General features: G+C 44.7%; 20 protein-coding genes and 1 pseudogene. 19 read left to right on the top strand and 2 right to left on the bottom strand.

What is annotated here, in order from left to right; translation table 11 throughout:
• Window positions 1-51: 51 nt before the first annotated feature.
• Window positions 52-1,635: a DUF853 domain-containing protein gene (locus H4I94_RS11660; protein ID WP_261183193.1), complete on the bottom strand. Its 1,584-nt coding sequence runs from the start codon at window positions 1,633-1,635 to the stop codon at window positions 52-54.
• A gap of 18 nt (window positions 1,636-1,653) precedes the next feature.
• Complete coding sequence (locus H4I94_RS11655; RefSeq protein ID WP_261183192.1) at window positions 1,654-2,856, bottom strand: PLP-dependent transferase; 1,203 nt, start codon at window positions 2,854-2,856, stop codon at window positions 1,654-1,656.
• Between the two features lie 158 nt (window positions 2,857-3,014).
• Between H4I94_RS11655 and H4I94_RS11650 the strand changes: the two genes are divergently transcribed.
• The 19 genes and pseudogenes from H4I94_RS11650 to rplR all read left to right on the top strand — a co-directional run bounded on the left by H4I94_RS11650 (window position 3,015) and on the right by rplR (window position 12,030).
• Window positions 3,015-3,752, top strand: coding sequence for a type 1 glutamine amidotransferase (locus H4I94_RS11650; protein WP_092820768.1), 738 nt, complete (start codon window positions 3,015-3,017; stop codon window positions 3,750-3,752).
• Window positions 3,753-4,021: 269 nt separating this feature from the next.
• Window positions 4,022-4,333, top strand: a complete 312-nt coding sequence (gene rpsJ, locus H4I94_RS11645; protein WP_000070912.1) for a 30S ribosomal protein S10 — start codon at window positions 4,022-4,024, stop codon at window positions 4,331-4,333.
• 60 nt (window positions 4,334-4,393) lie between these two features.
• Window positions 4,394-5,032, top strand: a complete 639-nt coding sequence (rplC, locus tag H4I94_RS11640) for a 50S ribosomal protein L3 (protein ID WP_086195775.1) — start codon at window positions 4,394-4,396, stop codon at window positions 5,030-5,032.
• An 11-nt stretch (window positions 5,033-5,043) separates the two neighbouring features.
• Window positions 5,044-5,646 carry a 50S ribosomal protein L4 gene (rplD, locus tag H4I94_RS11635; RefSeq protein WP_086195774.1) on the top strand — a complete coding sequence of 201 codons (603 nt, stop codon included), beginning with the start codon at window positions 5,044-5,046 and terminating at the stop codon, window positions 5,644-5,646.
• The gene (gene rplW, locus H4I94_RS11630) at window positions 5,643-5,963 is read left to right on the top strand and encodes a 50S ribosomal protein L23 (protein ID WP_004691323.1); all 321 of its coding nucleotides are present in this window, start codon (window positions 5,643-5,645) and stop codon (window positions 5,961-5,963) included. The genes rplD and rplW overlap by 4 nt, the downstream gene beginning before the upstream one ends.
• Window positions 5,964-5,974: 11 nt before the next feature.
• A complete protein-coding gene (rplB, locus tag H4I94_RS11625) occupies window positions 5,975-6,799 on the top strand; it encodes a 50S ribosomal protein L2 (RefSeq protein ID WP_086195772.1) in 825 nt (274 codons plus the stop codon).
• A gap of 19 nt (window positions 6,800-6,818) precedes the next feature.
• Complete coding sequence (rpsS, locus tag H4I94_RS11620; RefSeq protein ID WP_004869548.1) at window positions 6,819-7,094, top strand: 30S ribosomal protein S19; 276 nt, start codon at window positions 6,819-6,821, stop codon at window positions 7,092-7,094.
• A 9-nt stretch (window positions 7,095-7,103) separates the two neighbouring features.
• Window positions 7,104-7,433: a 50S ribosomal protein L22 gene (rplV, locus tag H4I94_RS11615; RefSeq protein ID WP_086195771.1), complete on the top strand. Its 330-nt coding sequence runs from the start codon at window positions 7,104-7,106 to the stop codon at window positions 7,431-7,433.
• 1 nt (window position 7,434) lies between these two features.
• A pseudogene (rpsC, locus tag H4I94_RS11610) lies at window positions 7,435-8,251 on the top strand (30S ribosomal protein S3).
• Window positions 8,191-8,604: a 50S ribosomal protein L16 gene (rplP, locus tag H4I94_RS11605; protein ID WP_067669331.1), complete on the top strand. Its 414-nt coding sequence runs from the start codon at window positions 8,191-8,193 to the stop codon at window positions 8,602-8,604. The pseudogene rpsC and the gene rplP overlap by 61 nt, the downstream one beginning before the upstream one ends.
• Window positions 8,604-8,801 carry a 50S ribosomal protein L29 gene (gene rpmC / locus H4I94_RS11600; RefSeq protein ID WP_004650482.1) on the top strand — a complete coding sequence of 66 codons (198 nt, stop codon included), beginning with the start codon at window positions 8,604-8,606 and terminating at the stop codon, window positions 8,799-8,801. Before rplP ends, rpmC begins: the two co-directional genes overlap by 1 nt.
• A complete protein-coding gene (gene rpsQ / locus H4I94_RS11595) occupies window positions 8,798-9,055 on the top strand; it encodes a 30S ribosomal protein S17 (RefSeq protein WP_086195769.1) in 258 nt (85 codons plus the stop codon). Before rpmC ends, rpsQ begins: the two co-directional genes overlap by 4 nt.
• 91 nt (window positions 9,056-9,146) lie before the next feature.
• Entirely contained in the window at window positions 9,147-9,515 is a 369-nt protein-coding gene (gene rplN / locus H4I94_RS11590) for a 50S ribosomal protein L14 (RefSeq protein ID WP_086174455.1), read from the top strand.
• A gap of 9 nt (window positions 9,516-9,524) precedes the next feature.
• Window positions 9,525-9,842: a 50S ribosomal protein L24 gene (rplX, locus tag H4I94_RS11585; RefSeq protein ID WP_086195768.1), complete on the top strand. Its 318-nt coding sequence runs from the start codon at window positions 9,525-9,527 to the stop codon at window positions 9,840-9,842.
• Between the two features lie 16 nt (window positions 9,843-9,858).
• The gene (gene rplE, locus H4I94_RS11580) at window positions 9,859-10,395 is read left to right on the top strand and encodes a 50S ribosomal protein L5 (protein WP_086195767.1); all 537 of its coding nucleotides are present in this window, start codon (window positions 9,859-9,861) and stop codon (window positions 10,393-10,395) included.
• Between the two features lie 9 nt (window positions 10,396-10,404).
• A complete protein-coding gene (gene rpsN / locus H4I94_RS11575; protein ID WP_086174452.1) occupies window positions 10,405-10,710 on the top strand; it encodes a 30S ribosomal protein S14 in 306 nt (101 codons plus the stop codon).
• A 12-nt stretch (window positions 10,711-10,722) separates the two neighbouring features.
• Window positions 10,723-11,118 (top strand): 30S ribosomal protein S8, encoded by a 396-nt coding sequence (gene rpsH, locus H4I94_RS11570; RefSeq protein ID WP_053579514.1) that lies wholly within the window; start codon window positions 10,723-10,725, stop codon window positions 11,116-11,118.
• A gap of 13 nt (window positions 11,119-11,131) precedes the next feature.
• Complete coding sequence (gene rplF, locus H4I94_RS11565; protein ID WP_092820774.1) at window positions 11,132-11,665, top strand: 50S ribosomal protein L6; 534 nt, start codon at window positions 11,132-11,134, stop codon at window positions 11,663-11,665.
• A 14-nt stretch (window positions 11,666-11,679) separates the two neighbouring features.
• On the top strand, window positions 11,680-12,030 hold the full coding sequence (gene rplR / locus H4I94_RS11560) for a 50S ribosomal protein L18 (protein WP_053579516.1): 351 nt from the start codon (window positions 11,680-11,682) through the stop codon (window positions 12,028-12,030).
• Window position 12,031: the final 1 nt, after the last annotated feature.

Genomic DNA, 12,031 nt, shown 5'->3' with positions numbered 1-12,031 from the left:
TGGAATATAAAAATATCCCATAATTTCTTAATAATTGATCAGATTATTGAATTATCGTTTACCAAATAGTGAACCCAGTAAACCCCGCACGATTTTCTGTCCGGTGCTGCTCCCCAGGCTGCGTGCAGCACTTTTGGCAAAAGTTCCCACAATATCCTGGGTGAGTTTTTCGCGTTGTTTGGCTGCGCGTTCCGCCTCTTTTTGTTGCTCGCGTGCCAGGCGTTCTTGTTCACGTGCTTGCTGTCTGGCCAATACTTCCGCTTCCTTGGCTTGCTGTTTTTCTAAAGCTTCCTTTTCTTTCGCTGCTACTTTTTCTTGTTCTGCCTGAAGGGCTTGCTGTTGCCGTTCAGCGACTTTGTTTTGCAGCATTTCAAAGGCACTATCACGGTCCAATTGCTTTTCATACACGCCCGCAATTACGCTTTGATTCATACAGGCTTGACGTTCTTGAGCACTAATCGGGCTAAAGGAAGAGTAGGGAGGCATTACCCAGCCGCGCTCGACCATTTGTGGTGTGCCTTGCTCATCCAGACAGCTAATCAGGGCTTCACCGACCCCCAGTTCGGTAATGGCCTGCTCCACTTTAAATTCAGGATTGGCGCGGAAAGTATCGGCAGCGGTCTTGACGGCTTTTTGGTCTTTAGGGGTAAAGGCGCGTAGGGCATGTTGCACCCGGTTGCCGAGCTGACCCAGTACGCTTTCAGGTAAATCCAGCGGATTTTGCGTGACAAAGTATATCCCCACACCTTTGGAGCGAATTAATCGTACCACCTGTTCAATTTTTTCCTGTAGCGCCGGACTGGCATTGTCAAACAGCAAATGTGCTTCATCAAAGAAGAACACCAGTTTCGGTTTGTCCAGATCGCCCACTTCAGGCAGCTGTTCAAACAGTTCAGACAACATCCAGAGCAAAAAGGTGGCGTACAGCTTGGGGGTATTCATCAGTTTATCGGCAGCCAGCACATTGATGTTGCCGCGCCCCTGGCTGTCAGTCTGAATAAAATCCAGGATGTCGAGTGCCGGTTCACCAAAGAACTTGTCACCGCCCTGATCGGCCAGTGCCAGTAAATTGCGCTGAATGGCGCCTAAACTTGCGGGAGACAGATTGCCATATTCCGCCTTGAATTCGGCGGCATGTTCACTGACATAAGTCAGCATGGACTTTAAGTCTTTAAAGTCAATCAGCAATAAGCCCTGATCATCGGCAATGCGGAACACTGCTGAAAGTACCCCTTCCTGGGTGTCATTCAAATTCAGGATTTGTGCCAGTAACAGCGGTCCAATTTCAGAAACTGTGCTGCGAATAGGATGGCCTTGCTCGCCAAACAAATCCCAAAATACTACAGGAGATGCGGCAAAGGGGATGGACTCAATATGCAGGCTTTTGATGCGTTCATCAAACTTTGGATTGCTTTCACCTGCTTTGGCCAGGCTGGAAACATCGCCTTTGGCATCGGCGAGAAATACGGGCACACCAATGCGGGAAAAATTCTCTGCCAATACTTTTAAGGTGACGGTTTTTCCTGTTCCTGTCGCACCGGCAATCAGGCCATGACGGTTGGCAAACTGTGAATGTAAAACAATCTCTTGTTGAGTGTTGGCGGTTTTCTTGGCAATAACGAGTGGTGTACCCATATTTTTTCCTATTTTATTTTATTCATGTTGTCGTGCAGGCAACTGTTTTAATGCATTTTCTATATCTTGGATTAAATCTGCCGGATGTTCCAGTCCTATACAAAAACGAACCAGTAAACCTTGTTGTAAATGTGTATGTTCTAAAACACGCATATCTTTCAGGTTATACAGCATGACCAGACTGAGCGGTCCGCCCCAGCTAAAGCCCAGCTTAAACAGTTCCAGTGCATCGCAGAATCTACGGATATCTGCCTGGGTATATTCAGGTTTGAAAATCACGCTGACCAGACCTGCACTCTGTGCATCTGTGCAAATTTCTTTCCAATGCAGATGTCCTGCGGATTCTGCATCGGCAGGATGCAGCACTTGGACAAATTCTGGTTGCTGTTTGAGCCAGTGCAGCAGTGTCAGGCAGCTTTCAGACTGGTGTTGATAGCGCACTTGCATTGAAGCCAGACTGCGTTGGATCTGTGCCACATCGTCGCCCGACACGCTAATCCCCTGAATGGCATGCATCCGGAATAACTGGTGATGCAGCTTTTGATCACGGGTCACGACAGAACCCATTAAGATGTCACCGCCACCACTTGGATATTTGGTCAGCGCATGCACGGTCATATCCACTGCCAAATGCTCATCGCTAAAATCGAAGGCATTAAAAGCCAGGCCTGCACCCCAGGTATTGTCGAGTGCTGTCAGGATGTTGTGCGCTTTGGCTTTTTTCACCAGATTGATCAGGTCGGGAAATTCCAGCGTCACGGAACCTGCTGCTTCTAACCAGATGAGTTTGGCTCGATCGGTGGGCTGGAAAGTCTCCGCATCAATCGGGTTATAGACTTTAACGCTAATACCATAACGCGTTTGCAGATTTCGTAGATGTTCCATATTTGGCCCATAAATGTTGTCTGCCACCCAGACTTCATCACCTTGAGCAAGAAAACATGAATTCACCAGGTTAATGGCGGATAAACCGCTTGGTGCCAGCAAGCAATATTGTCCACCTTCGACCTGGGCAATATTGTCGCCTAACGTAAACGTTGTAGGCGTGCCGTGGGTGCCATAACTATAGTCATAGTCATCCGTCCAGTGGCGATTAAACAGTGCATCGGTGTTCTCAAAAATAATGGTCGATGCACGAAACAGGGGAGGTTGAACCGTAGAAATATATTGTGGGGCCTTTCGTGGTGCATGAATCAGTGCTGTTTGCGCGTTTTTTTTCAAGGTGTTGCTCTAAGTCGTATCAAAATTAACCTTAGCTTAAGAGAAACACGCGGAATAGGCTATATAAATGCCGAAATGTATAGAAAGGTTAATGCACATATAAAGTTGGCTTCATTCTTGCTAAACCTATAACAAAGCTAGAACAATAGGCGAGGGGCATGAAGTCGCATTTAAAAGTACATTATTTTCAGCATATTGCTGGCGAAGGGTTCGGCAGTTGTTATCCGTTTTTAAAACAGCACCACGCTAAAATTACCGCAACTGAATTTTTCGCTTTACCTGTAGATCGACCGCTCGACATCGAAGCTTTACCGCAAGTGGAAGATGTAGATTTGCTCATCATTATGGGTGGGGCAATGAGTGTGAACGATGAAGCAAATTATCCGTGGTTGAAAGTGGAAAAGCGCTGGATCAGACGTTATCTGTCTATGGGGAAACCTGCGATTGGTCTGTGTTTAGGTGGGCAACTGATCGCCAATGCTTTGGGGGCGGCGGTCAGGCGTAATGAACAGCAGGAGTTGGGTTTGACCGAGGTACGCAAGGTGAAGCATGTACCTGAACAGTGCTTTGAGTTACCAGAACAATTTAAGGTGATGCAATGGCATAGTGAAACCTTTGAAATTCCGAAAGGCGCTATTCATCTGGCTGAAAATGATGTCTGTCGCAATCAAATGTATCAAATTGGAAAAAATGTCTTGGGATTTCAATTTCATCCTGAAATAACCCCCGAGGTGCTACAACTATTTTTAGAAAATGATGAAGAGTTAGAGCATTTTTCCGGTCAATATGTACAAACTGAACGTCAATTAAAAAGTATGCCTAAAAGTGACTTTATTAAAGGAAATCAAATACTAAACCAGGCTATAGAGTACGTTTTGCAAAAAACCTCATGCTGATTTATTTTTAAACAAGAGCCTCAATAGATAAACGTAAAAAAAGAGGAAAAAGTTAAAAAGAGATTTGCTTAAGCGTTAAACAATCGCTATAATGGGCGACCCTTTGATGAAAGGGGGTTGGCTACGAATAAAGTAGTTAACATCGTGACAGTCGTGGCATCGATCATGACCTTAGTGATATTTCACTGCTCTTGACACTTGCCCTCATTAAAGTGGGGTGAGATGCGTCAAGAGTGATTCTTTATATATTTGGCTTGGAGTTAACTGGTATGTCTAACCAGAGAATTCGTATCCGTCTTAAGTCTTTTGATCACCGTTTAATTGATCAGTCGGCTCAAGAGATCGTAGAAACAGCAAAACGTACTGGCGCACAAGTTTGTGGTCCAATCCCGATGCCTACTCGCATCGAACGTTTCAACGTTTTAACATCACCACACGTTAACAAAGATGCGCGTGACCAATACGAGATCCGCACTTACAAACGTTTGATCGACATCGTTCAACCTACAGATAAAACTGTTGATGCATTGATGAAGTTAGATCTTGCAGCTGGTGTTGATGTTCAGATCGCTTTGGGTTAAGGCTTTCGGGTTAATTAACACTCTAAGTTAATTAGGCCGCTTTTTTAGAGGTTTATGCACATGGCTATTGGTTTAGTCGGTCGCAAGTGCGGTATGACACGTATCTTTACAGATGCTGGTGTTTCTGTACCTGTAACAGTGATTGAGGTTGATCCTAACCGCATCACTCAAATCAAAACGCTTGAAACTGATGGTTATCAAGCGATTCAAATCACTACTGGTGAACGTCGCGAATCTCGCGTAACTAACGCTCAGAAAGGTCACTTTGCGAAAGCTGGTGTTGCTGCTGGTCGTCTGGTTCAAGAATTCCGCGTTTCAGAAGCTGAGCTTGAAGGTCGTGAAGTTGGCGCTACTATCGGTGTAGATCTGTTTACAGTTGGTCAAATCGTTGACGTAACTGGTCAGTCTAAAGGTAAAGGTTTCCAAGGTGGTGTTAAGCGTTGGAACTTCCGTACTCAAGACGCTACTCACGGTAACTCTGTTTCTCACCGTGTTCTAGGTTCTACAGGTCAAAACCAGACTCCTGGTCGCGTGTTCAAAGGCAAAAAAATGGCTGGCCATTTAGGTGCTGAACGCGTAACTACACAGGGTCTTGAAATCGTTGCTATCGACGCTGAACGTTCAGTTCTTGTTGTGAAAGGCGCGGTTCCTGGTGCTACTGGTGGCGACGTAACTGTTCGTCCTACGATCAAGGCCTGAGGGGAAATAACGTGAATTTAAATACTGTTTCCGGCTCTGCTGTTGAATTATCAGAAGTTGCGTTCGGTCGTGAATTTAATGAAGCTCTTGTACACCAAGTTGTTACAGCTTACTTAGCTGGTGGTCGTCAAGGTTCTAAAGCTCAAAAATCACGTGCAGACGTTTCTGGCGGTGGTAAAAAACCATTCCGTCAAAAAGGTACTGGCCGCGCTCGTGCTGGTTCTATTCGTAGCCCAATCTGGGTTGGCGGTGGTAAAACTTTTGCTGCTCGTCCACAAGACTGGTCTCAAAAAGTAAACCGTAAAATGTATCGCGGTGCTATGCAATGCATCCTGGCTGAACTTGTTCGTCAAGATCGCTTGGTTTTAGTTGAAGAGTTTGCTGTTGCAGCTCCAAAAACTAAAGAGTTGCTTGCAAAACTTAACGACTTGAATGCTACTCGTGCATTGATCGTTACTGATGCTGTTGATGAGAACTTGTATCTTGCTGCACGTAACATTCCACACGTTGATGTGGTTGATGCTGCTGCAATCGATCCTGTTAGCTTGATCGCGTTCGACAAAGTTGTTATGTCTGTAGCTGCTGCTAAGAAAATTGAGGTAGAACTCGGATGAACAACGAACGTATCTATCAAGTCCTACAAGGACCTGTATTCTCAGAAAAAGCACAAGTTTTAGGTGAAACTGCTGGTGTTCAAGTTTTTAAAGTTGCACTTGATGCAAACAAGCTTGAAATCAAAAAAGCAGTGGAACAACTCTTTGGTGTTCAAGTTGTTAAAGTTAACACAACGATCACTAAAGGTAAGACTAAACGCTTTGGTAAAACATTAGGACGTCGTTCTGATGTTAAAAAAGCATACGTCACCCTGAAAGCTGGCCAAGATGTTGAAATGGCTGACTTGGGCGATACCGCTGAAAGCGCAGCGGAATAAGGACGAGAATTATGCCTATTCAAAAATGTAAGCCAACGTCACCAGGACGTCGCTTTGTAGAGAAAGTCGTTCACGACCATCTTCACAAAGGCGCGCCTTATGCTCCGTTGGTTGAAGCTAAAAAACGTACTGGTGGTCGTAATAACAACGGTCACATTACAACTCGTCACGTTGGTGGTGGTCATAAACAACACTACCGTATCGTTGACTTCAAACGTAACAAAGACGGCATTCCAGCTGTAGTTGAACGTATTGAATACGATCCTAACCGTACAGCGCATATTGCTTTGTTAAAGTATGCTGACGGTGAACGTCGTTACATCATTGCGCCTAAAGGTTTGCGTGCTGGTGATAAAGTACAATCTGGTAACGATGCTCCAATCCGTCCAGGTAACTGCTTGCCACTTCGCAACATGCCTATCGGTTCTACTCTTCACAACATCGAACTTAAAATCGGTAAAGGCGCGCAATTAGCTCGTTCAGCTGGTACTTCTGTTCAGTTGTTGGGTCGTGACGGTTCTTACGCTATCGTTCGTTTACGTTCTGGTGAAATGCGTAAAATTCACGTTGAATGCCGTGCTGTTTTGGGTGAAGTTTCTAACTCAGAAAGCAACCTTCGTTCACTAGGTAAAGCTGGTGCATCACGCTGGCGTGGTGTTCGTCCTACCGTTCGTGGTATGGCGATGAACCCGGTTGACCATCCACACGGTGGTGGTGAAGGGCGTAACAAAGGTATTCAACCTGTAAGCCCATGGGGTCAAAAAGCTAAAGGGTACAAGACACGTACCAACAAGCGTACGACTAAGATGATTATTCGCGACCGTCGCGTTAAGTAACAAGTAAAGGAATCTGACAATGCCTCGTTCTCTGAAAAAAGGCCCATTCGTCGATGCGCACTTGTTCGCTAAGGTTGAAGCGGCTGTAGCGAGTAACTCTCGCAAGCCGATCAAAACTTGGTCGCGTCGTTCGATGATTCTCCCAGATTTTGTTGGTTTAACAATTTCTGTTCATAATGGTCGTAACCATGTTCCAGTGATCGTATCTGAACACATGGTTGGTCATAAACTCGGTGAATTCGCGCCAACTCGTACCTATCGTGGTCACGGTGTTGACAAGAAATCTAAACGTTAAGGTGCGATGATGGAAGTTACTGCTAAATTACGCGGTGCCGCTATCTCGGCACAAAAAGCACGTTTGGTTGCAGATCTGATCCGTGGCAAATCTGTTGCTCACGCTTTAAATATCTTGAACTTCAGCAACAAAAAAGCTGCAGTTTTAGTTAAAAAAGCGTTGGAATCTGCGATTGCAAACGCTGAACATAATAACAGTTTAGATGTAGACGACCTTACAGTATCTACGATTTACGTTGACGAAGGCATCAGCCTGAAACGTATTATGCCACGTGCTAAAGGCCGTGCAGATCGTATTACTAAGCGTACTTGTCACATCACCGTTAAGGTAGGGGTTTGATATGGGTCAGAAGGTTCATCCAATCGGTATCCGCCTAGGTGTTGTGAAACGTCATAACGCTAACTGGTATGCGAATCCGAAACAATACGCTGAATACTTGCTTAAAGATTTGCAAGTTCGTGAGTTTTTAACTAAAAAACTTAAGAACGCAATGGTAAGCAATATTCTTATCGAACGTCCAACAGGCGCTGCTAAAATTACGATTAGCACTGCTCGTCCTGGTATCGTAATCGGTAAAAAAGGCGAAGACATTGAAAAATTACAACGCGAATTAACATCTATTATGGGTGTTCCTGCGCAAGTAAGCATCAACGAAATCGATCGCCCAGACTTAGACGCTCGTTTAGTTGCTGAAGCAATCGCTTCTCAATTAGAGAAACGTGTAATGTTCCGTCGTGCTATGAAGCGTGCGGTTCAAAACACGATGCGTGCTGGTGCTAAAGGTATCAAAGTTGAAGTTTCTGGTCGTTTAGGTGGTGCTGAGATTGCTCGTACTGAGTGGTATCGTGAAGGTCGTGTACCTTTGCATACGCTTCGTGCAGACATCGACTACTCAACTATGCGTGCTGAAACGACTTACGGTACGATTGGTGTTAAAGTTTGGATTTTCCGTGGTGAGATCTTAGGTGGCATGAAACAAGTCATGAACCCTGCTCCTGCTGAAGAACGTCCAGCTAAACGCGGTCGCGGTCGTGGTGAAGGTCAAGAGCGTCGTGGTCGTCGCAATGATCGTTCTGCTGAAAAAGGAGAATAATCCATGTTGCAACCTAAACGTACTAAATTCCGCAAAGTGCAAAAAGGCCGTAACACTGGTCTAGCACACCGTGGTAGCACAGTATCTTTCGGTACTATCGCACTTAAATCTATTGAACGTGGTCAAATGACTGCACGTCAAATTGAAGCTGCGCGTCGTACAATCAGCCGTCGTATTAAACGTGGTGGTAAGATCTTTATCCGTGTTTTCCCTGACAAGCCAATTACTGAAAAACCATTAGAAGTTCGTATGGGTAAAGGTAAAGGTTCTGTGGAATACTGGGTTTGCCAAATCAAACCAGGTAAAGTCTTGTACGAAATTGATGGTGTTAACGAAGAATTGGCTCGTGAAGCATTTACGCTTGCAGCTGCTAAACTTCCGTTTAAAACCACTATCGTGACTCGGACGGTAATGTAATGAAAACTAAAGATCTACGTGAAAAATCGGTAGAAGAGTTGACAGCTTTGCTTGATGAGCAACAGCTTAACCAATTCCGTCTTCGTATGGCTAAGGCAACTGGTCAATTGGGTAAATCGCACGAAGTTGCACTTACTCGCAAGACTATTGCTCGTATCAAGACACTCCTTACCGAAAAACAGGGGAACGGACAATGAGTGAACAAACAGTTCGCACGTTAACCGGTAAAGTTGTAAGCGACAAAATGGACAAGTCTATTGTTGTGCTTATTGAACGCCGCGTTCAACACCCGTTGTATGGCAAATCAATCCGCCGTTCAACTAAATTACACGCTCATGATGAGAACAATGTTGCTAAAACTGGCGACGTAGTGACCATTAAAGAAAGCCGCCCAATTTCTAAAACTAAGTCTTGGACTTTAGTTGAAGTGATTGAAGCAGCTGCTGAGTAATTAGACGTTCTTGTTGCATCATCGGTCAATTTCGAGTACTCTTTGAGCCTTTCGAAATGTGACCGGTGATGCTCGGTTTTGGAGTAGGGCAATGATTCAAACCGAAAGTATGCTCGACGTAGCAGACAACAGTGGTGCTCGCCGCGTACAATGTATTAAAGTACTTGGTGGTTCACATCGTCGTTATGCTTCTGTTGGCGACATTATTAAAGTTACTGTAAAAGAAGCTATTCCACGCGCACGTGTTAAAAAAGGTGACGTGATGAATGCTGTAGTTGTACGTACAAAATTTGGTGTACGTCGTCCGGATGGTTCTATCATTCGTTTTGATGACAATGCTGCTGTTATTTTGAACAACAACAAAGCGCCGATTGCAACTCGTATTTTCGGACCAGTGACTCGTGAACTTCGTACTGAACAGTTCATGAAAATCATTTCATTGGCTCCTGAAGTTCTATAAGAGGCACTCATGGCTAAGATTAAAAAAGGCGATCAAGTAATCGTGATCGCAGGTAAAGAAAAAGGCAAACAGGGTACTGTATTGTCAGTTTCTAATGACCGCGTTAAGGTTGAAGGCCTTAACTTGGTGAAGAAGCATCAAAAGCCTAACCGAGCTACTGGCGCTGAAGGCGGCATCGTAACTCAAGAAGCTGAGCTTCATATCTCAAACGTGGCAATTTTTAATGCTACAACCCAAAAGGCTGACCGTGTTGGTTACCAAACGATTGAAGGCGTGAAAACTCGCGTTTACAAGTCTAACGGTGAATCAGTGGCGGTAGCGAAGTAAAAGGTTGAAATAGGCAATGGCCAGACTTAAAACACGTTACAACGACGTACTTAAAGCTCAGTTACAAGAGCAATTGGGCGTTAAAAATGTGATGGAGATTCCTCGCATCACTAAAATCACCATTAACATGGGTGTTGGTGCAGCATCAGCTGACAAGAAATTGTTAGATGGCGCTCTTTCTGATATGCAAGCGATTGCTGGTCAAAAACCAGTTCTTACACTCGCTCGCAAATCAATCGCTGGTTTCAAAATCCGTGATGGTTGGCCGATTGGTTGTAAAGTTACTTTACGCGGCGAACAAATGTACGAATTCTTAGACCGTTTGATCTCTATCGCGATCCCTCGTATTCGTGACTTCCGCGGTTTTTCTGCGAAATCATTTGATGGTCGTGGTAACTATTCGATGGGTTTGAAGGAACAAATCATGTTCCCTGAAATCGATTTCGATAAGATTGATCGTATTCGTGGTATGGATATTACCATCACTACGACTGCTCGCACCGATGACGAAGGCCGTGCGCTTATGCGTGCATTCGGCTTCCCGTTCAAATAAGAGGTCGATATGGCTAAGAAAGGTATGATTAATCGCGAATTGAAACGCGAAAAAACAGTTGCTAAATTTGCTGCAAAACGTGCTGAATTAAAAGCGACGATTGCAAATGTAAATGCGAGCGACGAAGAACGTTTCGATGCGATGATGAAGTTACAGGCATTACCACGTAATGCGTCTCCAGTACGTCTACGTAACCGTTGTGGTTTAACTGGTCGTCCTCATGGTTACTTCCGTAAGTTCGGTTTAAGCCGTAACAAATTACGTGACACAGTAATGCAAGGTGATGTACCGGGCGTTGTTAAGGCAAGCTGGTAAGGAGCACTATAAATGAGTATGCAAGATACCGTTGCCGACATGTTAACCCGTGTTCGTAACGCACAAATGGCAAAGAAACAAACTGTTTCTATGCCAAATTCTAAGTTGAAGGTTGCAATTGCAAACGTACTTCAACAAGAAGGTTATATTTCAAACGTAGAAGTTGCAGATGCTGAAGGCAAAGCAACTTTAACCATTACGTTAAAATATTTTGAAGGCAAACCAGTTATCGAAACTGTGAAACGCGTAAGTCGTCCAGGTCTACGTCAGTATCGCGGTAAAGATGCACTTCCTAGCGTTAAGCAAGGTTTAGGTATTGCAATTGTTTCTACAAGCAAAGGCATCATGACTGATCGCGCTGCACGTGCTGCGGGCATCGGTGGTGAAGTTATTGCTTTTGTTTCTTAATAGGTGATTCCTCATGTCTCGTGTGGCTAAAGCCCCAGTAACTGTACCTAACGGTGTAACAGTTACTCAGAACGGCCGGCAGGTCGAAGTGAAAGGCAGCAAAGGTACATTGTCTTTCAACCTGCATGCGCTGGTCGAGCTAAAACAGGAAGAAGGTCAACTTCAAATTGCTCCTAAAGCTGAGTCGAAAGACGCTTGGATGCAAGCTGGTACTGCTCGCGCTGTGCTTAACAACCTTGTAAAAGGTGTTAGCGAAGGTTTCGAACGTAAGTTACAACTTATCGGTGTTGGTTATAAAGCTGCGGTTAAAGGTAACGTTGTTAACCTTAACCTTGGTTTCTCTCACCCGATCGATTATACGCTTCCTGAAGGTGTAACTGCTGAAACTCCTACTGCAACTGAAATCATTCTTAAATCAGCTGATAAAGCTGCTTTGGGTCAAGTTGCTGCAGACATCCGTGGTTACCGTCCACCAGAGCCTTATAAAGGTAAAGGTGTTCGTTATTCTGACGAAGTTGTACTTCGTAAAGAAGCTAAGAAGAAATAAGGCGCGAGGTTCTTATGAACGAAAAGAAACAATCCCGTTTGCGTCGTGCGAAAAGCACACGCTTGCACATTCGTGCATTGGGTGCGACTCGCTTGTGTGTAAACCGCACACCGCGTCACATCTATGCTCAAGTTATCTCAGCAGATGGTGGCAAAGTTTTAGCTCAAGCTTCAACTTTAGATGCTACTTTGCGTGCTGGTACAACTGGTAACGTTGATGCAGCGACTAAAGTAGGTGCTTTAATTGCTGAACGTGCTAAAGCAGCTGGCGTTACTAAAGTTGCATTTGACCGTTCTGGTTTCAAATATCATGGTCGTATCAAAGCCTTGGCTGATGCTGCCCGTGAAAACGGCTTGGAGTTCTAAT

This window comes from Acinetobacter sp. T_3_1, from assembly GCF_025377055.1.
GTDB lineage: Bacteria > Pseudomonadota > Gammaproteobacteria > Pseudomonadales > Moraxellaceae > Acinetobacter > Acinetobacter kookii.
The sequence above is the reverse complement of the archived record's forward strand: the minus strand, read 5'-3'. Positions and strand labels throughout refer to the sequence as shown.